The organism is Microbacterium sp. SORGH_AS_0862, assembly GCF_030818795.1.
GTDB lineage: Bacteria > Actinomycetota > Actinomycetes > Actinomycetales > Microbacteriaceae > Microbacterium.
This window is the reverse complement of sequence record NZ_JAUTAY010000001.1, coordinates 1,273,323-1,294,431: the sequence shown is the minus strand read 5'-3', so window position 1 is coordinate 1,294,431 and position 21,109 is coordinate 1,273,323. Positions and strand designations below refer to the sequence as shown.

Sequence of the window (21,109 nt, the reverse complement as noted above, 5' to 3'; positions counted from 1 at the left end):
CGGTGCGTCAGCCGTCGAGGAACCGCTTCGTCTCGGCCGCGATCTGTGCGGACAACGTGTGGTGCAGGTAGTGGTCGCCGGCCATGACGACGAGCTCGCCGCGGTCGACCGACGCCGCCTGGCGGTCGTGCAGCGCCACCCAGCCCGCCACATCCGTGTCGTTTTCCCGGGCGAACAGCAGGACCGGAAGGGATGCGGGGAATCGAGCGCCGCTGGCATCCTGGAAGTTCCGGCTCGCGCGCTGCATCTCGTCGACCATCGTCGACGCCGTCGTGTTGCGGGCGGCGAGCATGCGCAGCTGCTGCTTCGTCTGCTCGCCGTAGGGGAGTCCCTCGTAGGGATCGGGTGAGATCGCCTGCAGCGCGCGGGTGATGCCGAGGTCGTTCAGCAGCACCATCGCGTCGGTCGGGATCGGTTCGTCCGATCCCGGCTGGTCCGGCACGCTGTTGTCGATGCCCACGAACGCGGTGACCTCGTGGGGGAAGAGCGAGGCGTAGGTGAGCGCGTAGATTCCGGCGATCGAGTGCCCCATGAGCACGTACTGACGCACGCCGAGCTGCTGCAGGGCCTCGTGCACCTCGCGGGAGATGTTCTCCGAGGTGCGGGGAGCGTCAGTGCCGTCGCTGAGCCCCGTGCCGAACGGCTCGACGGCGATCACGCGGTAGTCGTCGTCGAACTGGTCGATGAGCGGGCCGAAATCGAGACCGGGGGCGGCGGTGCCGAGCCCGGGAAGCATCACGATCGTCTGCTCGTGATCGCCGCTGACGACCACGTTCATCTCGCGGCCGTCGACGCTCACTCGCTGTCCGTAGGCGGCGATCTGGGAGGCTTCGGAGTTCGTGGCGACGGCGTTGACGGTCGTCATCGCGCCGACGGCGACCGCCGGGGTGACAAATGTCACCGCATCCTCACGCTCAGTCGCAGCGCCAGGTCTCGAAGGAGGCGGCCACCGTGTCGATCGTCCGCGCGAAACTGCGCTCGATGTCGACGGGGAGCTCGAACGCGCGCGACGTCTCCAGGGAGAGGAAGCCGTGGAGGCTCGCGCGCAGGAATCGGATCGCGTCGATCGCGTCGTCGCCCTCGAGGCCATAGCCCACCAGCACGCCCGCGACCACCTCGAGAACGGACGCGGAGGCCCGCTCGTCCTCCTCGTCACCGGCCGCCGGGGCGGTGATCGTCAGCGGGTACTGGCCCGGGTGGGCGAGCGCCCAATCGCGGTAGGCATGCCCCATCGCGCGGATGGCGTCGCCGCGGGAACGGCCCACCGTCGCGCGGGCGAGCGTGTGCCCGAGCTCGGTCTTGGCGCGCAGCATGACGCCCCGTTCCAGTCCCGAGAGGCCGTCGACGTGCTTGTACAGCGACGGTGCGCGAACGCCGAGGTCGTCCGCAAGCGCGGCGAAGCTCAGCGGCCCCGCATCCGGAGCGTCGAGCAGCGCAGCGGCGCGTTCGATGACGATCGCCGGTGTGAGCCCGGCCCTAGGCACGTTCGCTCGTCTCGTGCAGGAACGCGAGGATGGTGTCGGCCGTGCGCTCGGGCTGCTGGGACTGCGGGTAGTGGCCCGCATCCTCGATCATGACGCTCGTGCCGTGCAGGGTCTCCGCGATCCACGTGGCCTCGACGGCGGGGTCGGCGAAGTCGGGGTCGGCGCTGCCCATGACGACCAGCGCGGGGGCGGTGACGCGTGCGAGGCTCCGTTCGGCGTCGCCGTGGTCGGTGCGCGTGGTGAGGCGGAAGGACCGCGCGTAGCCGGGACGCCGCATCGCCTGGATCATCGCGGTGCGGTAGGTCTCGAAGTCGGCGGGCTTCGCGCCCGAGTACAGGGTGGGCAGGTACGCGTTCCACGCGGCGACGGCCCAGGGGCGGGCCATCAGCATCCGGAAGATCAGGGCCGCGACCCTGCTCTGGTTCGGCGGGATGCGCACGAAAGGCCCGACGAGCACGAGACTCGACACGAGCTCGGGGTGCTCGGCGGCGGCGATCACCGCGGCGCCCGCTGCCATCGAGTTGCCGACGATCGTCGCCGGGGCGCCGAGGTGCCGCACGAGGGCCGCGATGTCGGATGCGGTGGGCACGTCGCCGTAGGCATCGAAGCCCGCGGAGCTGTCGCCGTGACCGCGGAGGTCGGCCGTGGCGACGCGGTAGCCGGCCGCGATCAGCAGGGGAGTGAGGTGTCGGTACGAGGAGCGCAGCTCACCCATTCCTGGCACGAGCAGGAGGAGCGGGCCTGTGCCTGCGACGTCGAAGCCGATCTCGCCGCCGTCGACACGGAGGCGCTGCGTCGTCGTGGTGGGAGACGATGAAGAGGTCATGTAGGGAACAATACATAGCCGTAAAGCTATGCACAATAGCCAAAGTGATCTCTCTCGCCTCGCGTGTTCGAGAGATGCGATGCGCGGCGTTCTCGGCCTCGAGGGCGCGATGCGGGTCCCTTGAGCAGGGGTGAGGGGTGGTGCCCGACGCGGGAGCGGCGTAAACTGTTCGCTAGACGCACTTGCGTTCGCAGAGCGAACACTTCCGAAGGAGGATGTGTGATCGACAAGACCGTCGCCGACATCGCGTCGGCGGTCGCCGGGATCGAGGACGGCTCCACCGTCATGATCGGCGGGTTCGGCCGCGCCGGCCAGCCCGTGGAGCTCATCGACGCCCTCATCGCGCACGGCGCGAGCGACCTCACGATCGTGAACAACAACGCCGGCAACGGCGATACGGGCCTCGCCGCGCTCCTCGCGGCCGGGCGCGTGCGTCGCATCGTGTGCTCGTTCCCCCGGCAGTCGGACTCCTGGGTCTTCGACGACCTCTACCGCTCCGGGCGAATCGAGCTCGAGCTCGTCCCGCAGGGCAACCTCGCCGAACGCATCCGTGCCGCCGGCGCAGGAATCGGCGCGTTCTTCTCACCGACCGGCGTCGGCACCGCGCTCGCCGAGGGCAAGGAGCATCGCGAGATCGACGGGCGCACCTACGTGCTCGAGCACCCGATCCGCGCCGACTACGCGCTGGTCTCGGCGCGCGCGGCGGATCGCTGGGGCAACCTCGTCTACCGCGAGACCGCCCGCAACTTCGGACCCATCATGGCGGCCGCCGCGACGACCACGATCGTCCAGGTCGACGAGATCGTGCCGCGCGGCTCGATCGATCCCGAGACGGTCGTGACACCCGGTCTCTACGTCGACCGTGTCGTCGCGGTCGGCGAACGGCGCTGGCTGAAGGACGGCGTGTTCGTCGGCGGCACCGACCTGGAAGGCCGCCCGCTCGAGAACCAGGAGCAGCGATGACCACCCGCATCCCCCGCGCGGACCTCGCCCGCCGCATCGCCGCCGACATCCCCGACGGCGCTGTCGTGAACCTCGGCATCGGAGCGCCCACGCTCGTCGCCGACCATCTGCCGGCCGACCGCGAGATCGTGCTGCACACCGAGAACGGCCTGCTGGGGATGGGGCCGGCGCCGGAGCCCGGCCGCATCGACCCCGACCTCATCAATGCCGGCAAGCAGGCGGTGACGGCCGTCGCAGGTGCCGCATACTTCCACCACGCCGACTCCTTCGCCATGATGCGCGGCGGGCACCTCGACGTGTGCGTGCTCGGCGCCTTCCAGGTCGCGCAGAACGGTGACCTGGCCAACTGGTCGACGGGGGAGCCCGGGGCCATCCCCGCCGTGGGCGGCGCCATGGATCTCGCGATCGGCGCCAAGTCCGTCTACGTCATGACCGACCTGCTCACCCGCGCCGGCGAGCCGAAGCTCGTCGCCGCCTGCACGTACCCGCTGACCGGTGTGGGCTGCGTCTCGCGCGTCTACACCGATCACGCCGTCTTCGAGATCACGGATGCGGGCTTCGCCGTCATCGAGGCTTTCGGTGACAACACGATCGAGCAGCTGCGCGAGCTCACCGGGCTCGCGCTCATCGACGCGACGGATGCGGCCGCATCCGTGTCCGAGGAGGAGAAATGACCGCGAGCTTCGTCTACGACGCCGTCCGCACGCCGTTCGGCCGGGCCGGGGGCGCGCTCTCCGGCATCCGGCCGGACGATCTCGCGGCCCTCGTGATGCGCACGGCCGTCGAGCGCACCGGCCTCGACCCCGCGCGCATCGACGATGTGATCTTCGGAGACGCGAACCAGGCGGGCGAGGACAACCGCAACGTCGCCCGCTTCGGCGCGCTGCTCGCAGGCTTCCCGACGACCGTCACGGGTGCGACCGTCAACCGCCTGTGCGCGTCGTCTGTGGAGGCCGTCATCCAGGCCTCGCGTGCGATCGAGTCCGGCGATGCCGACATCATCCTGGCCGGCGGCGTCGAATCGATGAGCCGCGCGCCCTTCGTCGTCGAGAAGTCGGCCAAGCCGTGGCCCGCCGTGGGCAACCAGACGCTGTGGAACACGGCGATCGGCTGGCGCATGACCAACCCCGCGCTGCCGAAGCCCTGGACGATCAGTAACGGCGAGTCGGCGGAGAAGATCGCCCGCGAGTGGGGAATCTCCCGCGAGGCGCAGGATACGTTCGCCGCGCGCTCGCACCGCCTGGCCGCCGAGGCCTGGGCTGCCGGCGTCTACGACGGCGAGATCGTGCAGGTTCCCGGTGCGGAGCTCGCCCGCGACGAGAGCATCCGGCCCGACACGTCGGTCGAGAAGCTCGCGGGTCTGCGCGCGTTGTTCGCGTCGGACGGCGACGGCTCGGTCACCGCGGGCAACTCCTCGCCCATCAACGACGGCGCCTCCGCGGTGCTCGTCGCCGCAGAGGGGGCGCTACCGGGCGAACCGCTGGCGCGCATCGCCGCCCGCGCCGCCCACGGCGTCGACCCCGATGTGTTCCCGATCGCGCCCATCGAGGCCGCGAACAAGGCGCTCGCCCGCGCCGGCTTCACGTGGGACGACGTCGACGTCGTCGAGCTGAACGAGGCGTTCGCCTCGCAGAGTCTCGCCTGCATCGCCGGATGGCCCGACCTGGACCCGGAGCGGGTCAACATCCACGGCGGTGCGCTGGCCATCGGCCACCCTCTCGGCGCGTCCGGCGGTCGGATCATCGGCCACGCCGCACACGAGCTCGCCCGCCGCGGCGGAGGTGTCGCGGTCGCCGCCATCTGCATCGGGGTCGGACAGGGCCTCGCGGTCGTCCTCGAGAGGTGACCGGCGCGGATATGGTGAGCGGATGAGTGAGCAGGGCGACGCATCCGGCGAGTTCGTGCAGTCGCTCGCCCGCGGGCTCGCCGTCATCCGCGCGTTCGACGCCGAACACGCAGAGCTCACCCTGAGCGATGTCGCCCGCCGCGCCGAGGTCACGCGCGCGGCCGCTCGCCGCTTCCTGCACACCCTCGTGAGTCTCGGCTACGTGCGCAGCGACGGACGCCTGTTCGCCCTCACGCCGCGGGTGCTCGAGCTCGGCTTCAGCTACCTGTCGTCGCTGTCGTTGCCCGAGGTGCTCCAACCTCACCTCGAACTGCTCTCGCGCGAGGTCGGAGAGAGCGTGTCGGCGGCCGTGCTCGACGGCGCCGACATCGTCTACATCGCCCGCGTGCCGGCACGGCGCATCATGAGCGTGCGCATCACGATCGGCACCCGCTTTCCGGCGTACGCCACGAGCATGGGACGCGTGCTGCTGGCGGCGCTGCCTGCATCCGCGCGCGCCGACGCGCTGGCGCACCTGCATCCGCTCACCGACCGGACCCTGACGGATGCGGCGCGCCTGGGCGCCGAGCTCGACCGTGTCGCAGTCCAGGGGTGGGCCGTGGTGGACGGCGAGCTCGAGGCGGGGCTCCGTTCGATCGCCGTCGGTGTGCGCGATCGCAGCGGGCAGGTCGCGGCCGCGATCAACGTCTCGTCATCGGCGACGCGCGACAGCGTCGAGCATCTCGTCGAACACTACCTGCCGGCGCTGCAGGCCGCCGCGGCGGGGGCGGCGGACGAACTGCGCCGGGTGTGAGCGCCCGCGACGCCGCATAAGCGCCGGTGATGCCAGGGATGGCTCGCGTCAGATTCCGGTGCGTCGTCGTTGCCCACATAGTGAGGTGAGTGCCGGTGGGTCATCTTCGTCGCCCGCGGCATCGAACGAGGAGGTTCTTGTCATGACAGCTCGCATCGCACCGATCGCGCCGCGTCGAGAGGAGCGCGACGCATGAGGATCGCGCGCTGGACACGCCAGGACGGAACGACGGCGGAAGGCTTCGTCGACGGCGATCGCGTCTTGGCCTTTCCCGACGGATCGACGGTTGCGCAGGTGCTGCGACAAGGTCTCGAAAGAGCACACGCCCTCTACGACCGGACGCGCGCCGAGGTGCCGGGGCAGGCGGAGCGGCTGGATGCCGTGAAACTCCTCCCGCCGCTCGTGCCGTCCTCCATCCGCGACTTCGTGGCGTTCGAGGAGCACGTCGAAGGTGTGAGCGCCGGTGTCGAGGGCAAGAGCGATGTGGCGCCCGAATGGTACGAGGCTCCCACCTTCTACTTCACCAATCCGCACATCGTCCACGCGACGGGCGATGTCGTTCCCGTCCCCGAGAGTCGCCGGCTGGACTTCGAGCTCGAAGTGGCCGCGGTCGTCGGTGGTGTCGTGGGCTCGGACGGCGTGAACCTCGATGTGGTTGCCGCGGCCGCGCACATCTTCGGCTACACGGTCATGAACGACTGGTCCGCGCGGGATCTGCAGGCGCGAGAGATGAAGGTGCGGCTCGGACCCGCGAAGGGCAAGGACTTCGGGACCACGCTGGGACCGTGGATCGTGACCGCTGATGAGCTCACGGACGTCATCGACGCCGAGGGTTTTCTCGCCGTCCGCGCCGAGGTCTACGTCAATGGCGATCTGGTCGGCGAGGATCTCGTCTCGAACATGGGATGGACGTTTCCCGAGCTGGTGGCGTACGCCGCGCGTAATTCGATCGTGGTCCCCGGCGATGTGCTGGGTTCGGGCACTGTCGGCAACGGGGGGTGTCTCGGGGAGCTGTGGGGGCGCGGCAGCGGCATTTCCCCGCTGGAGCCCGGCGACGAGGTGCGCATGGTCGTCGAGCGTGTCGGCGAGATCGTGAACGTGGTGGGCGAGCGAATCGCCGCTCCGGTGATCGCCCGCGCCCGCCCGCGTCCCCGCCTGCGCAGACGCTGAGCGGCACGGGGGTGAGCGTGGACCGAAGCCGCACGATCATCCCCCTTTTGTTCAGGCGCCGTCGGCGAACGTCTCTGCGATCCACTCCGCAGTGAACTCGCCCACGTATGCGAGGTTGTCGATGCCGATGTGCTCCGCGCCGCCCTCCTCCTGAGTGAAGATGCGCAGCTCGCGCTTCGGGGAGTTGACGGCTGCCTCGTACTCGTCGTACGCGTACGACACCGGGATCTGCCGATCGCCTTCTCCGTGCGTGACGAGGAAGGGAACGGTGATCTGCTCGACCACTCCCTCGAGTCGCATGTTCTTCGTCTTCGCCAGGAAGTCGGCATCGTCCACGGCGCCGAACACCCAGCGCACGTGGTCCCAGTAATGCGGGACGGGATTCTCCCCCTCGCGCCGACGGCGTGCCTCCTGCACAGCCGCCCAATCGTAGTTCGCACCCCAGGCGACAGCGAGGGCGATGCGCTTCTCGAACGCGGCGGCCCGCGGCACGTAGTAGCCGCCGAGAGACCATCCCACCAAGCCGATCCGCCCCGGATCCACCTCCAGACCCGCCGCGTTCTGCTCGATCCAGTCGACGACCGAGCGTGCCCAGACTTCGGTGTCGTACCGGGCGTGCAGATCGCGCATCCGAAGCGACTCTCCCGATCCCGGCGGGTCCATCATGAGCGTCGAGATCCCACGCCGCGCCAACTCCCGTGGAAATCCGGAGGTGTACATCATCTCCTTCGTCGAGTCCAGACCGTTCCACATCACCACGATCGGATGCGGTCCCTCGCCGGGAGCGCGGTAGAAGTAGCCCGGCAGGGACGCGCCCTCGGGGGCGTCGTCACCGTGATACAGCACCTCCACCGTCTCGACGGGGACGCCGGCGAGCGCGATGTGACGCAGCAGCAGATCGATCGACCGTTGATACGCGGCCTTTCGTCCCTCCCACTTCGGTGACTGGAGCCGTTCGGCCTGAGAGGTGTACAGAGCTGCGCGATAGAGCTTGTCGGCCGCGCTCAGGCGCCAGCCGCGCGACTCATCGGCCTCGGCAGCGGCGAGCAGGCGGTCGGCGACCCCTTGCCACGACGCGTACAAGAGCTCCGTGCCGACGTCGTCGCCGTTCTGGGAGGCCTCGAGGACGGGGCGGGACGCCTTGTCGACGTCGTCGATGAACCCGCCGTTGTTCAGCGAGGCGACGACGGCCATGCTCCAGACGTAGTTGGTGGGGAAGTACATGTACATGCGATGCTCCAGATCGTGTCAGGCGGGGGGTGCGCCGGTACGCAGCGCGTCGGAGAGGAAGGTGGCAGAGCCGGAGAGGGACTGGCCTCCGTCCACGGCGATCTCGGCTCCGGTGACGTACGACGCCGCGTCCGAGAGAAGGAAGACGACGACACCGGCGACCTCGTCGGGATCGCCGCCGCGATGGAGAGGGGTGATCTCTGCGTTCGCACCCTGGAACGCAGGCGGAGCGCTCGCGGTCATCGAGGTTCGGATGTAGCCCGGGTGCACCGCGTTGACGCGGATCCCGCGCGGCCCGAGCTCCGTGACGCAGGTGTGCGTGAGTCCGCGGACGGCCCATTTGCTCGTCGTGTAGGCGGCGGTGTAGTGCCCGGTGAGACCTGCCGCGGAGCCGATGTTGACGATCGAGGTCCCGCGGGACATGCGGGGCAGGAGCGTCTGGATCCCGAGCATCGCTCCCGTCACGTTCGTCGCGAGCACCCGGTCCCAGTCCTCCCGCCCGACTGCTCCGATCCGGGCGCGGTGGGTCACGCCGGCGTTGTTGACCAGGCCCCGCAGCGCCCGATCACCTGCCGACTCGGACAGCTCTCGCCATCCGCGCTCGTCGGTGACGTCGAGCCGGTGATACCGGATGGTGCCGTCCAATCCTCGGGCGCGCGTAAGCAGTTCCGACGCATCCTCGGCGAGGTCGGCCGCGATCACGTCCGCCCCGTTGGCGGCCAGCAGAAGGGCTTCGGCGGCGCCCTGGCCGCCGGCGGCGCCGGTGACCACGAACAGGTTGCCGCGCAAGCCCGGCAGTCGGACGGCGTCGCGCAGCGCGGCGTTGCGGGGCGGCTCGGTCATGCCCGCGGGCCGTGCCGCATCAGGCTGTCGCGGACGTCCGTCGGCAGCGTGGCGAGCACGTCGTCGTCGTAGCGAGCGTCGATCAGCACGAAGGCGACACGCGCGACGCGGTCGCCGCGGTTGGCCCAGGCATGGTCGGTGCCGCGCTGGATGACGATATCGCCGGCGTATGCGGTGACCTCGCTGTCGTCGAGGACAAGGGTGACCTCCCCTTCCAGCACGATGCCGTAGTCGACGGACTCCGTTCGGTGCATGGGGGACTGGAGGCCCTGCGGGTCGAGGTGCGCGGGAAGGAACTCGTTGATGCGGATGCGTGTCCCCCGCGCCGGCGGCGGGACGGTCAGCGCCTCGGCGGTGGGCTCGTCGTACCCCGCCTCGATGACCGCAGGGGCGCCACGGGTGGCCCAGACCTCGTGGAAGGCGACGCCGTCCTCGGGCAGCTCGCGGGTGACCGGCACCGGTGCGTCGCTCAGGACCACAGAAGTTCCGGCGGCGTCGTGTCCCGTCACGATGCGCCGTGGCGGGCGGAAGGCGGCGCCGCGGCGAGCCGCCTCGCTCACGGGGCTGCGACCAGCGCGCCGAGGGCCTGGCCCATGACCCGCCCCGGATCCGCGCCGGGTGTGCCGGGATGCAGCTCCCATTCCGCGAGCTGCATCGAGGCCTCCACGACACCGCGGATGCGCGGCAGGCGCCGTGCATAGAAGTCCGCCAGCTGGGTCTCCCAATCGCCCGCTGCGGTGACATGCTCGGCGAACAGGAGAGCGTCCTCGACGCACTGCGCGGCTCCCTGTGCGATCAGCGGCGGCACGGCGTGCACGACCTCGCCCAGTGCGATGACCCGGCCGCTGTGCCAGGGACCGTCCGCGAAGATCCACTCGATCTCCTGGAAGTTCAAGAACGTGCCCTCGTCGATCGACTCGCGCAAGTAGTCGAACGGGCCATGGAAGTCGGCCATCAGGCGCTTGACCTCCTGCCAGTCGGCGAGGCCGTTGTCGGGCCGCACGGGGGAGCAGAGCACGAAGATGTAGCACAGGTCGTCGCTGACCGGCGTGTAACCGACCTTGTAGGCACCGCCGGTGTGTGCGGGATAGGCGATGCCGCCGGTCATCTCCGGCTGGCGTGTCGTGACGGCACGCCAGATGCCCAGCCCGCTGGGGCCGCGTTGCGCCGAGATGCCGATACCCGCGCGCTTGGCCGACTTGATGCCCTCGGCGATGACGATGGCATCCCACCGCTCGCGCGTTCCGTCCGAAAGCACCGAGATGGCCTCGTCGGGCCCGCTCTCGTAGGAGGCGAGCTCTCGGCCCAGGCGGATCTCGACGCCGAGCGACTCCGCCCGTTCGACGAGGATCTCGTGCAGATCGGCCCGCAGCGCGCCGATCGTCGCGGGGAGGTCGTCGCCGCCCGTGCGAGGGGTCTTCATCTCTGCCATCACGCGGCCATCGGCGAAGTAGAGGGTGAGAGCGTTCTCGGGTTGACCGACCGAGAGGATCCGATCGAGCACCCCCAGTTCGCGAAACACGCGCAGCGCGTTGCCCTGGATCGTGAGTCCGTGGCCCACCCTCGCCCAGCTGCGCGCGCGATCGATCACCACGACGCGCTCGACTCCGCGTTGCGCGAGGGCGATCGCCGTCGTCAGGCCCGTGAACCCGCCGCCGACCACCAGCACTTTCGAAACCGACATCCTCGTCTCCGCTCCGGATGCCGCGATGCATCCTCTGCATGACGCTAGGCGGATCGGCGCGCTGCTCGCCACTGCCGCCTGATGATGCCTGGCATCGCCGGCTCAGGGTTCGAGGGCTCCTGAGGCCACGGTCTCCGCGGCCAGGTCGCGGAACCACCGGTGGCCTTCGTCGCGCGCGTGCGACGGGTGCCACCACAGCCGCTGGATGAGCTCGACGTCCGGGAAGGGCGTGGGCACGAGTACCGTCCCGGTCGCCGCGCGATTGCGCTCGGCGAGGCGACGCGGCAGAACCCCGATCAAGTCGCTGCCCCCGCCGATGATGAGGGGGATCGCGAGCATCGTGGACGTCGTCACCCGCACGTGCGGGAGCGCGCCGACCTCTCGCATCCGGCGTTCGGCGGGCGTGAGATGACCTCGGCCGAAATCGCAGCGGATCAGAGGACTCTGCACGAAGTCGTCGAGGGAGATCCGTCCGTCGGCGACGCGCGGGTTCTTGCGGTCGGCGACCACGACGTACGGGTCCCGGAACAGGTCCATGCCCTCCGCCTCGATGCCGATGCCCGGTGGCGCGACGGCGAAGTCGTGCGCGAGCATGTCATGGTCCGTGTCCACCGGGTCGGCGGGAAGCCGCGGGAAGTCGAAGCGGATCCCGGGTGCGAGCGCATTCGCCAGCGCGAACAGGGGGCGTAGCTCGATGGCGCCGTAGTCGGTGACCTGGATGGTGAAGGAGCGGCGACTGGTTGCCGGCTCGAACGACTCCTCCTGGCCGAGCGCGAGTGCGACCAACGGAAGAGTGCGCTGCACCTGCGGCAGGATCTGGCGTGCGAGCGGCGTCAGTTCGTAGTCGCGACCCACGCGCACGAGCAGTTCGTCGAGGAACAGGGCGCGAAGCCGTGCCAGAGCGGAGGACATCGTCGATTGACCCACGCCGATGCGCTCGCCAGCGCGGGTCACGTTGGCCTCCTCCAGGAGAGCGCGCAGCGAGACGAGAAGATTCAGATCCGGGTCACCGTTGGCCACAGATGCATGGTATCCGGCCCCGACATGGCCAGCGTCGGGCGAGAGTCCTACCCTCGGGGTGGGGCCGCATCGTTGTGGCGCCATCGCTTTCGAGAAAGGGTCGATGATGACGCGACGCCTCGTATCCCACCTGCGCTACGGCGCCCTCGCGGTGCCGAACTTCGACATCGAACGCGACTTCTTCGTCGACCATTGGGGCCTGACCGAGGTGCACGCGGAGGACGGACTGAGCTACCTCGCCGCAGAAGGGTCCACGGAGCCGTTCATTCTGCGGCTGCGCCGCGACGAGAAGCGCGTCGACCTCGTCGGTTTCGCCGTCGCCGACCTCGCCGATCTCGAGACGCTGGCAGCCAAGCTGCATGACGAGGACGTCGTCTTCGTGCACGAGCCGCGTGAGCTCACGGGGTTCGCCGGCGGGTACGGTTTCCGTGTCTTCGACATCGACGGTCGCGTTCTGGAGTTCTCGACCGGTTACGGACTTCGGCAGGCGCGGAAGATCCGTGAACGCGAACCGATCCCGGCCAAGCTCTCGCACATGGTGTTCAACTCGGCGGATCTCAACCGAACGGTGCAGTGGTACGTCGAGCACCTCGATTTCACCGTCTCCGACTCGCTCGTACGCCCGGACGGCGTCGACATGATGCATTTCCTGCGCTGCAACACGAACCATCATTCGATCGCAGTGGCGATGGGGCCGCACCACTCGCTGCACCATCTCTCGTTCGAGATGCGCGGGATCGAGGAGTGGATGCGCGGCGCGGGCAAGATCCTGCGCTCCGGAGCGCGGATGATCTGGGGCCCGGGCCGGCACAATGCCGGTGACAACACGTTCGCGTACTTCCTCGACCCCGCCGGCAACACGATCGAGTACACCACGGAGCTGGCGACGGTCGACGACGACTCGTGGGTCGCGCACAGGCACGACATCAGCCGTCTGTCGACGCAGGATCAGTGGGGGACCGCCCAGGAGATGAGCGAGCTCGTCGCGCGGGAGTCGTTCAACGACATCGACAAGGGGCTGTTCGTCGCCCCGCCCGTCTGACACGGCACGTCCCGCACGCTCTCGACAAGGAGGTTCAGCTCATGACACGCATCTACATCGCCGCCGACCACGGTGGCTACGCCTTGGGCCGTGCGCTCGAGGAGCGGGCGCGTCGCGCCGGCTTCGATGTGGTGTGGCTCGGCGCCGACGCCTACGACGACGGTGACGACTACCCTGCTTACGCGATCAGAGTCGGCGGGGCGGTCGTCGCCGATCAGGACGGCGGGATCGACGCCTTCGGGATCCTCGTCCTGGACGAGGCGCCGGCCGGTGCGGTTGCGGCCAACAAGGTCAATGGCGCGCGCGCCGTGGTCGCCACCGTCTCCGCGCGCGACGCTGCCGCGGCGCGCGGCGTGGTGGACGCGAACGTCCTCGTCATCGGCGGTGTCGCGTTCGAAGAGACGGCCTGGTTGAGTCTGTACGCGTTCGTCACCTCATCCATGGAGCAGACCGTCGAGCGCGGCCGTCAGATCCTTCAGATCGAGGAGTACGAGAACGCGGGAACGATCGAAGGCTGGGCCGTGCAGTTGGAGCCGGAGCAGATCGCGGTCCGTCACGAATGACACGATCGGCGGTGACCTCCCGGCCGGTCGAGAGCCTCCTCAGGCCGGCGACGTGAGCAGGAGCATGCGGCACGTCGAGGGCAGTCGTGCGTCGGGAGGGGCGCCGAGCGCGCCGGACGCGCGATAGTCGCTGCCGAAGGCGATGTCCCAGGACAGCGCCTCGAACACCATGCCGAAGGCGTCGCGCACGGCCGTCTCCGGGTCGGGGTGGGGGTAGTCGGCTGCTCGATCGAGCATGCGCGCGGTGAAGGCATCGGCCATCGATCGGATGCGGGGTGCGCCGCTGGTGCGCATGACCGGATCCACGGCTGCCCGCAGCACGATGGCGCGGACGATCGGTGCGTGTCGACGCAAGTGGAGGATGAGCACGTTCACGGCGCGCTCGACGAACTGCGCCGTCTCCAGAGCGTCCCACTCCGAGTGAGGGGCGAAGGCCGCGTCGAGCTCGGCGCTGAGCGCCGTCAGCACGTGATCGTGGACGGCGCGCACCAGCACGGCCTTGCTCTCGAAGCGGGTGTATACAGCGCCGGGGGATGTCTTCGCGATGCGGCAGACCTCGGCGATCGTCAAGCCCTCGTATCCGTGCGCGGCGAACACGTCGGCCCCGGCGTCGAGCACGCGTTCGAGCGTGCGTCGCGACCGCTCCTGGCGGGGCGGTCGCAGCCCGGGCGTCTCCAGCATCGCCCCAGTGTCGCACCGGCGACGCGAGAGACGGTCGATACGTGGCATCGCCCGCCCAGTATTCAGAATATCAATTCTGAAGTCCAGACTCGGTCTGCGCCGTCCATGCGGACGGCCGCCATGGCTTGAGGACGAAGGAGACCCGTCATGACGACCCAGAGCTTGGAATCACTGCTGACCGAGGCTGGAGGCCCCCTCCGGTTGCTGCGCGCACACAAGTACGCGCGTCCCGACGCACGCGACGAGTTCCAGCCGCAGCAGATCATCCCCGTCATTCCGGGCGAGTTCTCCCTGTGGGAACGTGAGACGCGGGCGTGGCGCGAGCGGGTGGCGTTGTTCGACCAGACCCACCACATGTCGGGGCTGTTCCTGTCGGGGCCCGATGCGATGAGGCTGCTGTCCGATTTCGCCATCAACGACTTCACGACCTTCCGTCCGAACTCCGCCCGCCAGATCGTCTGCGTCACCGAGCGCGGAGACATGATCGGCGACGGGATCGTGTTCCACCTCGCGCCGCGGCAGTTCTCCGTGTTCGGTGCCGGGTTCGTTCAGAACTGGCTCATGTATCAGGCCCAGACCGGCGACTACGACGTCGAGGCGCGGTACGACCGCAAGGCTCCTGTGTACCCCAACGGCTTCGCCCACGACCGTCCGGACTTCCGCTATCAGATTCAAGGGCCGAGAGCTGCCGCGCTGATCGAGAAGTTGAACGGCGGACCGCTCGGCGATGTGAAGTTCTTCCACATGACCGAGATCACGATCGGGGGTGTGCGCTGTCGTGCGCTCCGTCACGGGATGGCCGGCGTCGCCGGCCTCGAGATCTGGGGTCCGTATGAGAAGCGGGAGACCGTGCGAGACGCGATCGTCGCAGCGGGTCGCGAGTTCGAACTCGAGCTCGTGGGCGGGCAGGCCTACCTGATCGGGGCGATCGAGTCCGGGTGGTACCAGGCGGTCCTTCCCGCCATCTACGAGGGGGAGGAGATGCGCGCGTACCGTGAATGGCTGCCCGCCAACGCGGGGGAGGGGATGATCCGCCTGTCCGGAAGCCTCGCGCACGACCGTGTCGAGGGCTACTACCGGTCGCCGTTCGATCTAGGGTACGACCGCCTCATCCACGCCGATCACGACTTCTACGGTCGGGATGCGCTCCTGCGCCGAGCCGCAGACCCGCGACTGACGAAGGTGACGCTCCAGTGGGACCCGGAGGATGCGGCGGCGCTGCTGCGAGAGATGCTCACCCCCGGGGGGCGGGACGTGCGTTTCCTGCACCTTCCGGTCATGTGCGACAAGCTCGACAAGCACTACGACACCCTGACCGTCGACGGTCGTTCCGTCGGCAACTCCGCGTACACGGCCTACACGGCCAACGAGCGGTCCCTGCTGTCGATGGCGCTCGTGGACGACACCGTCCGGGTCGGCGACGAGGTCGTCATCGGCTGGGGCGAGCTCGGCGGCGGCTACGACGGCTATCGCGTCGAGCCCACCGACATCGTGCCCATCAGGGCCATCGTGAGTCCCGCTCCGTACTCGAGGGTCGCGCGAGAGGACTACCGGCGCGACTGAGTCGCGTAGCCCGACACCCGTCGTGCGCATGCCTGGCATCGTCCGGGACGGGTGTCGGCAGACGGCTGCCGCGTCCAGGATGGTGCGCACGACGAAGGAGTTGCCATGCGTTTCGTAGACCTGTCCATGCCGCTGGACGATGTGATCCCTGTAGATCCTCCGTTCCTGCGACCCACGATCGACTACAAGGACCACATCGCCGGTCGCCGAGACATGGAGGCCATGTACGGCATCCGGCCGGATCAGCTGCCGGACGGTCAGGGACTCGCCGCCGAGACGCTCACCTTGACGACGCACTCCGGCACCCATGTGGATGCCCCGTGGCACTACCACCCGACCATGAACCGCGGGGAGAGGGCCTGGACGATCGACGAGGTACCCCTGGACTGGTTCTTCCGGCCCGGCGTCAAGCTCGATCTGCGCCACCTGCCTCAGGGACATCTCGTGACCGCCGCGGACATCGATGCCGAACTCGACCGCATCGGCTACGCGCTCCGTCCGTTCGACATCGTTCTCGCGCACACGATCGCCTCGGCCGCCTACGGGCAGGAGGACTACTACGACACCGGGATCGGATTCGGGCGGGAGGCTACTTTGCACCTCACCGACAGGGGAGTCCGCGTCGTCGGCACGGATGCCTGGGGATGGGACGCGCCCGTCAGCGTCACCCGTCGTGAGTTCGCACGGACGGGCGACCCGTCCATCGTGTGGGAGGGGCACAAGGCGGGCGCCGAGGTCGCCTACTGCCAGATCGAGAAGCTCCAGAACCTCGAGTCGTTGCCGGCGTTCGGCTTCACCGTGGCCTGCTTCCCCGCGAAGGTTCGCGCCGCATCCGCCGGCTGGACGCGTGCGGTGGCGATCTTCGACGAATGAGCTCTGGCGTAGCGGCGCGCGATAGCAGTCATCGCCGGCACCGCGTGGTGGGCGCTTGCCCTCACTGCGTAGCGTGGGGTGCCGCGCCTAGCCGTGACAACGATGTCTTGAGAGGAATCGCCATGTCTTTCGTGTGCAGTGCAATCTGGACCGCCCGGCCGGGTCAGGAAGAGACCGTCAGGGACGCGCTCGAGAAGCTGTCACCTGCCTCGCGCGCGGAGCCGGGCAACCTCTACTACCAGGCGCATCAGAACGCCGAGGAGCCGCACGTGTTCCGCATCTTCGAGGTCTACGTCGATGAGGAGGCATTCGCGGCGCACGGCGCCTCCGCGCACTTCGCCCGATGGGCGCTCGGACAGGCGATTCCTGCGCTCGACACGCGGGAGCGACTGTTCTCCGAGACGCTGGAGTTCTGACGATGGTCCAGTACGCCCGTTTCGTCGGTCCGAACGGCATCCTTCACACGGGACGTGTCCAGCACGGAGCGCTCCAGGACATACCGGGCGATCCCACGGTGCTCGATCTGCTGAGCATGCCTGCGCAGCGCCGCCGTGATCTCGATGTGCGCGCCGGCCGGCAGCAGAAGCTCCCGGTGGGCCGCGCGCAGTACACCGTGCCGGTCGAGCCGCGGGCGATCCGCGACTTCGTGACCTTCGAGGCGCACATCGCCGGGATGAAGAAGGCGGAGGAGGGCAGGGCCGTGCCGCCGCAGTGGTACGAGGCGCCGGCTTTCGTCTTCATGAACCCGTGGTCCGTGGTCCCGACCGGCGCGGAGATCCCGATGCCGTCGCAGACCGAGCAGCTCGACTTCGAGCTGGAGGTGGCGATGGTCGTCAAGCACACCGTTCGGGACGTGTCCCTCGAAGAGGCGCCGCAGCATATCGCAGGCTTCTGCATCATGAACGACTGGAGCGCGCGCGACGTGCAGCGAGGGGAGATGGCGGTGGGGCTCGGGCCGTCCAAGGGCAAGGACTTCGCGACGACGATCGGTCCGTGGCTGACGACGCCCGACGAGCTCGAGAGGTACCGAGAAGGAGACCGGTACGCGCTCGAGATGTCCGTCGCCGTCAACGGAGAGACGGTGGGAACGGACAACCTGCGCAACATGTCGTGGTCGTTCGAGGAGCTCCTGGTGCACGCTTCACGGGATGCGTGGGTCGGTGCGGGCGACATTCTGGCCACCGGCACGGCCTCGCAGGGCGCGCTCGCCGAACGGTGGGCCCGGGCCGGCGGCGATCTCGTGATTCCGCCGCTCCAGGTCGGCGATGTCGTGACGATGACGGTGGAAGGACTCGGCACGATCGAGAATCGCATCGGCGCCTCGACCAGTCCCGGCCATCGCGCGGGCCGCGCCCGCCGCACGTACGGATCCGACCGGCTATAGCCGTACTGTGACGGTAACGTTGCTGTCCGACGCGAAGGAGCGACATATGGGCGACTTGCGAGGCGTCGACCTCAATCTGCTCGTGGTCCTCGATGCCATCCTCACCGAACGCAACCTGACCCGCGCCGGAGAGGCGATCGGGCTGACACAACCCGCCGTGAGCGGCGCCGTGGCGAAGTTGCGCCGGCTGCTCGACGATCCTCTGACCGTGCGCGTGGGCCGCGCTTCCGAGCTCACGCCCCGGGCGCGCGCACTCCAGCCCGTCGTCCGGGAGGCCCTCGCGGAGGTCAACCGAACGCTGAACGTGCGGCCCTCGTTCGACCCGTCGACGAGCGAGCGGCAGTTCCGACTCTCGGCATCCGACTACGCGCTGGCGGTGATGACTGCGCCGTTGCTCGATCTGCTGCGCGAGCATGCACCGGGGGTCTCGATCGACTTCGTGCCGCTCAACGGCATCGATCCCGTCGACCTGCTGCGCGATGACGTCGCCATCGCCTCCGTCGCCCACGGCGTCGCCGGCAAACGTCAATCCCTCTTCTCCGACGAGATGGTCTGCATCGTGCGCCGCGGGCATCCGGGCCTCGTCGACGGGGCCATCGACGCCGATGTCTTGGCGGATTCGCCCTACGTGCAGGTCGCGCTCGCAGCGGGAGTGGTCGTGTTCGCCGACGACGCGCTCGCCGAGGCGGGCGTACGGCCTCACGTGGCCCGCACCGTCCCCGGCTTCCTGCCGGTACCGTTCATGATCGCGCAGTCGGACATGTTCGGCTTCGTCCCGGCGCGACTCGTCGACCGCTATGGGGACATCCTCGATCTGACCGTCGCTCGCGTTCCCGTCCAGCTCCCCGTGCTCGTCGAATCCGTCTTCTGGCACCCGTCCCGATCCGACGATCCGGCCCTGCGTTGGCTGCTGCGCGCCCTGCGCGTCGTCGCCGAACGCGTGGAGTTCGGCAAGGACGCGGAGTTGTCGCTTCCGCAGCACGGGTGGTGAGTGTGCGCGAGATCGGTCAGGAGCGCGGGCGGTGATTCCCCCGACCGCATCCGCGTTGACCCCGGACAAGCTGTTCGATTGCTCCGGGCAGGTGGCGATCGTCACCGGGGCTGCGTCGGGGATCGGGGCGGCGTGCGCGGAAGCGCTCGCCGCCGCCGGTGCACGTGTGGTGATCGCCGACCTGGGCGTCTCGGCACCGGATGCCGAGGCTGCCCGGCTGAGGCGGCTGGGACTGGAAGCGACCGGGATGGTCTGCGATGTGACGGACGATGCTCAGCTGGCCGCGCTCGTGGAGGAGACGATGACCCGTTTCGGTCGCATCGACACGGTCCTCGCCAATGCCGGAGCCGCGCTCGATGATCCGGGCGGCTCCGATGCCGTGGATCGTCTAGACGCCATGTACAGGTTGCACGTGCGATCGGTGAGCCTGCTCGCTGATCTGGCCGTGCCCCACCTCGCCGGCGCGGGCGGCGGTCTCTTCCTCGTGATGTCGAGCCTCGCAGGCCTCAGAGGCAACCGCACGATCGGCGGCTACGGAGTCACGAAGGCAGCCAACGCGCAGATCGTCCGCAACCTCGCCGTGAGCTGGGGAGGCCGTGGCGTGCGTGCCAACGCCATCGCTCCCGGTGTCATCGAGACGAGCTTCGCGCGCGCGATCATCGACGATCCGGACGTCGCTACGGCACGACTCGCGAAGACCCCGCTCGCAAGGTTCGGCAGGCCCGCCGAGGTGGCGGCGGCAGCGGTGTGGCTCGCGTCGCCGGGAGGCGCGTTCGTGAGCGGACAGACCATCGTCATCGACGGCGGAACGCTCGTCGCCGACTGAGCTATCCACGTCATCGAGTCGGGCGATGCCAGTCATCATCCCGGACGCATTCCACACCGTGCCCGCCGCTGGTGGAATGGGCCGACTGGCAAGGACGCCAGCACCCGAACGAGGCGATGAAGCCGCACACTCGGCCCTCGTCTCCTGACACAGCAGGAGATACCCGTGAGAGCACAACGGAAGATCGCGATGGGGGCCGTCATGGTCTCGCTCGCGATCGCGCTCAGCGCATGTTCCACCGGCGACACCACGCCGGCCGCATCCACCGAGGCTCTGAGCGACGCCGCGCAGAGCGCCCTCGACCGCGCCTACGCCGGTTACGGCTCGGACCTCGCCGATCTCGAGGCCGTCACGCCTAAGAGTGACGTCAACTTCTACGTCATGTCCTGCGGTGAGGCAGCGCCCACCTGCCATGCGCCGGCAGCCGCCATGGTCGCGGCAGCGGAGGAGCTCGGCTGGACCGGCACCATCGTGGACGGCAAGCTCAGCCCGGACGGCTTCGCCACAGCCATCCGACAGGCGACCGCTGCCGGCGCCGACGTCCTCGTTCCCGTCGGCATCAGCTGCAGTGCTGCTGCAGCGGCGTTCCAGGAGGCCAAGGCCGCCGGCGTCGTCATCGTCGGAGGCGGTGGGCAGAACGACTGCGACTCGCCGGTGTGGGACGCCGAGCGGCTCTGGCTGCCGGCCGACGAGCAGCCGACACCCTACGGGATCTTCGGCGCGTTCGGCGCGTTGCAGGCCGACTACGTCTATGGGAAGACCAACGGCGATGTCAACGCCGTGGTGGTCAACCTCACCTCCCAGGGATGGGGGCAGCTGATCACTGACTCCTTCGAGTCCGAGCTGGACTCGCTGGGCGGGGGCAAGGTTCTCGTGCAGGTCGACGTGACCGACCCCGAGGTGGCCGACGGCTCCTTCGCGCAGAAGATCGTCAGCGCCGTGCTCGCGAATCCCGACGCCAACGCGCTGATCGTTCCGACGGACGCCTACCTGGTCAACGGGCTCGCGGCGGCTCTGAATCAGGCAGGCGTCGCGGAAAAGCTCGTCACGGTGGGCGCGTTCGGCTCCGAGCCCGCCCTGGACATGATCCGCAGCGGTCAGCCCGGCATCACCGCGACGGTCGGCGACGCGCAGGACTGGGAGGCGTGGGGCTCGGTCGACACCGCAGTGCGGGTGCTCGCCGGTCAGGAACCGGCCTACATCGGCCAGACCATGCAGATCGTGGATGCCGACCACAACCTTCCGGCGTCGGGGCCCTTCAACGGGACCGTGGACTGGAAGAAGGCCTTCGAGACCTCGTGGGGCAAGTGAGCATCGCCGCGCCGGG

23 protein-coding genes are annotated in these 21,109 nt (G+C 69.1%); 14 read left to right on the top strand and 9 right to left on the bottom strand.

Annotated elements, in window-relative coordinates; genetic code table 11:
- Positions 1-7 precede the first annotated feature (7 nt).
- The 3 genes from QE377_RS05985 to QE377_RS05975 are packed head-to-tail and all read right to left on the bottom strand — an operon-like array spanning position 8 to position 2,310.
- Positions 8-901: an alpha/beta fold hydrolase gene (locus QE377_RS05985; protein WP_307320603.1), complete on the bottom strand. Its 894-nt coding sequence runs from the start codon at positions 899-901 to the stop codon at positions 8-10.
- 13 nt (positions 902-914) lie between these two features.
- Positions 915-1,484 carry a TetR-like C-terminal domain-containing protein gene (locus tag QE377_RS05980; RefSeq protein ID WP_307320600.1) on the bottom strand — a complete coding sequence of 190 codons (570 nt, stop codon included), beginning with the start codon at positions 1,482-1,484 and terminating at the stop codon, positions 915-917.
- Positions 1,477-2,310 carry an alpha/beta fold hydrolase gene (locus QE377_RS05975; protein ID WP_307320597.1) on the bottom strand — a complete coding sequence of 278 codons (834 nt, stop codon included), beginning with the start codon at positions 2,308-2,310 and terminating at the stop codon, positions 1,477-1,479. The genes QE377_RS05980 and QE377_RS05975 overlap by 8 nt, the downstream gene beginning before the upstream one ends.
- A 219-nt stretch (positions 2,311-2,529) precedes the next feature.
- On the opposite strand from QE377_RS05975, the gene QE377_RS05970 reads away from it, so the two are divergent.
- The 5 genes from QE377_RS05970 (at position 2,530) to QE377_RS05950 (ending at position 7,082) form a co-directional block, all read left to right on the top strand.
- Positions 2,530-3,273 (top strand): 3-oxoacid CoA-transferase subunit A, encoded by a 744-nt coding sequence (locus tag QE377_RS05970; protein ID WP_307320594.1) that lies wholly within the window; start codon positions 2,530-2,532, stop codon positions 3,271-3,273.
- The gene (locus QE377_RS05965; protein WP_307320591.1) at positions 3,270-3,947 is read left to right on the top strand and encodes a 3-oxoacid CoA-transferase subunit B; all 678 of its coding nucleotides are present in this window, start codon (positions 3,270-3,272) and stop codon (positions 3,945-3,947) included. The genes QE377_RS05970 and QE377_RS05965 overlap by 4 nt, the downstream gene beginning before the upstream one ends.
- A complete protein-coding gene (locus tag QE377_RS05960; protein ID WP_307320588.1) occupies positions 3,944-5,119 on the top strand; it encodes a thiolase family protein in 1,176 nt (391 codons plus the stop codon). Before QE377_RS05965 ends, QE377_RS05960 begins: the two co-directional genes overlap by 4 nt.
- Before the next feature lie 22 nt (positions 5,120-5,141).
- Positions 5,142-5,912 (top strand): IclR family transcriptional regulator C-terminal domain-containing protein, encoded by a 771-nt coding sequence (locus tag QE377_RS05955; RefSeq protein WP_307320585.1) that lies wholly within the window; start codon positions 5,142-5,144, stop codon positions 5,910-5,912.
- A gap of 192 nt (positions 5,913-6,104) precedes the next feature.
- Entirely contained in the window at positions 6,105-7,082 is a 978-nt protein-coding gene (locus tag QE377_RS05950; protein ID WP_307320583.1) for a fumarylacetoacetate hydrolase family protein, read from the top strand.
- 51 nt (positions 7,083-7,133) lie between these two features.
- On the opposite strand, the gene QE377_RS05945 is transcribed toward QE377_RS05950, so the two are convergent.
- The 5 genes from QE377_RS05945 to QE377_RS05925 form a co-directional block, all read right to left on the bottom strand.
- A complete protein-coding gene (locus QE377_RS05945) occupies positions 7,134-8,312 on the bottom strand; it encodes a S9 family peptidase (protein ID WP_307320580.1) in 1,179 nt (392 codons plus the stop codon).
- Positions 8,313-8,330: 18 nt separating this feature from the next.
- The gene (locus QE377_RS05940) at positions 8,331-9,155 is read right to left on the bottom strand and encodes an SDR family NAD(P)-dependent oxidoreductase (RefSeq protein WP_307320576.1); all 825 of its coding nucleotides are present in this window, start codon (positions 9,153-9,155) and stop codon (positions 8,331-8,333) included.
- Positions 9,152-9,715: a cupin domain-containing protein gene (locus QE377_RS05935; protein WP_307320573.1), complete on the bottom strand. Its 564-nt coding sequence runs from the start codon at positions 9,713-9,715 to the stop codon at positions 9,152-9,154. Before QE377_RS05935 ends, QE377_RS05940 begins: the two co-directional genes overlap by 4 nt.
- Positions 9,712-10,839, bottom strand: coding sequence for an FAD-dependent oxidoreductase (locus QE377_RS05930; protein WP_307320570.1), 1,128 nt, complete (start codon positions 10,837-10,839; stop codon positions 9,712-9,714). Before QE377_RS05930 ends, QE377_RS05935 begins: the two co-directional genes overlap by 4 nt.
- Positions 10,840-10,941: 102 nt before the next feature.
- Positions 10,942-11,859, bottom strand: a complete 918-nt coding sequence (locus QE377_RS05925) for a LysR family transcriptional regulator (RefSeq protein ID WP_307320567.1) — start codon at positions 11,857-11,859, stop codon at positions 10,942-10,944.
- A 103-nt stretch (positions 11,860-11,962) separates the two neighbouring features.
- Here QE377_RS05925 and QE377_RS05920 point away from each other — a divergent pair, with 103 nt between their 5' ends.
- Both QE377_RS05920 and QE377_RS05915 read left to right on the top strand, forming a co-directional pair.
- On the top strand, positions 11,963-12,901 hold the full coding sequence (locus QE377_RS05920) for a VOC family protein (protein WP_307320564.1): 939 nt from the start codon (positions 11,963-11,965) through the stop codon (positions 12,899-12,901).
- Positions 12,902-12,942: 41 nt separating this feature from the next.
- Positions 12,943-13,464, top strand: coding sequence for an RpiB/LacA/LacB family sugar-phosphate isomerase (locus tag QE377_RS05915; protein ID WP_307320561.1), 522 nt, complete (start codon positions 12,943-12,945; stop codon positions 13,462-13,464).
- A 39-nt stretch (positions 13,465-13,503) separates the two neighbouring features.
- Here QE377_RS05915 and QE377_RS05910 read toward each other — a convergent pair whose 3' ends face one another.
- Positions 13,504-14,145, bottom strand: coding sequence for a TetR/AcrR family transcriptional regulator (locus tag QE377_RS05910; protein WP_307320558.1), 642 nt, complete (start codon positions 14,143-14,145; stop codon positions 13,504-13,506).
- Positions 14,146-14,292: 147 nt separating this feature from the next.
- Here QE377_RS05910 and QE377_RS05905 point away from each other — a divergent pair, with 147 nt between their 5' ends.
- The 7 genes from QE377_RS05905 (at position 14,293) to QE377_RS05875 (ending at position 21,093) form a co-directional block, all read left to right on the top strand.
- Positions 14,293-15,708 carry an aminomethyl transferase family protein gene (locus QE377_RS05905; RefSeq protein ID WP_307320555.1) on the top strand — a complete coding sequence of 472 codons (1,416 nt, stop codon included), beginning with the start codon at positions 14,293-14,295 and terminating at the stop codon, positions 15,706-15,708.
- Between the two features lie 105 nt (positions 15,709-15,813).
- Positions 15,814-16,581, top strand: a complete 768-nt coding sequence (locus QE377_RS05900; protein ID WP_307320552.1) for a cyclase family protein — start codon at positions 15,814-15,816, stop codon at positions 16,579-16,581.
- 122 nt (positions 16,582-16,703) lie between these two features.
- Complete coding sequence (locus QE377_RS05895) at positions 16,704-16,997, top strand: putative quinol monooxygenase (protein WP_307320549.1); 294 nt, start codon at positions 16,704-16,706, stop codon at positions 16,995-16,997.
- A gap of 2 nt (positions 16,998-16,999) precedes the next feature.
- Complete coding sequence (locus tag QE377_RS05890) at positions 17,000-17,965, top strand: fumarylacetoacetate hydrolase family protein (protein WP_307320546.1); 966 nt, start codon at positions 17,000-17,002, stop codon at positions 17,963-17,965.
- 46 nt (positions 17,966-18,011) lie between these two features.
- Positions 18,012-18,956 (top strand): LysR family transcriptional regulator, encoded by a 945-nt coding sequence (locus QE377_RS05885; protein ID WP_307320543.1) that lies wholly within the window; start codon positions 18,012-18,014, stop codon positions 18,954-18,956.
- 31 nt (positions 18,957-18,987) lie between these two features.
- Positions 18,988-19,782: an SDR family NAD(P)-dependent oxidoreductase gene (locus QE377_RS05880; RefSeq protein WP_307320540.1), complete on the top strand. Its 795-nt coding sequence runs from the start codon at positions 18,988-18,990 to the stop codon at positions 19,780-19,782.
- Between the two features lie 165 nt (positions 19,783-19,947).
- Complete coding sequence (locus QE377_RS05875) at positions 19,948-21,093, top strand: substrate-binding domain-containing protein (protein WP_307320536.1); 1,146 nt, start codon at positions 19,948-19,950, stop codon at positions 21,091-21,093.
- Positions 21,094-21,109 lie beyond the last annotated feature (16 nt).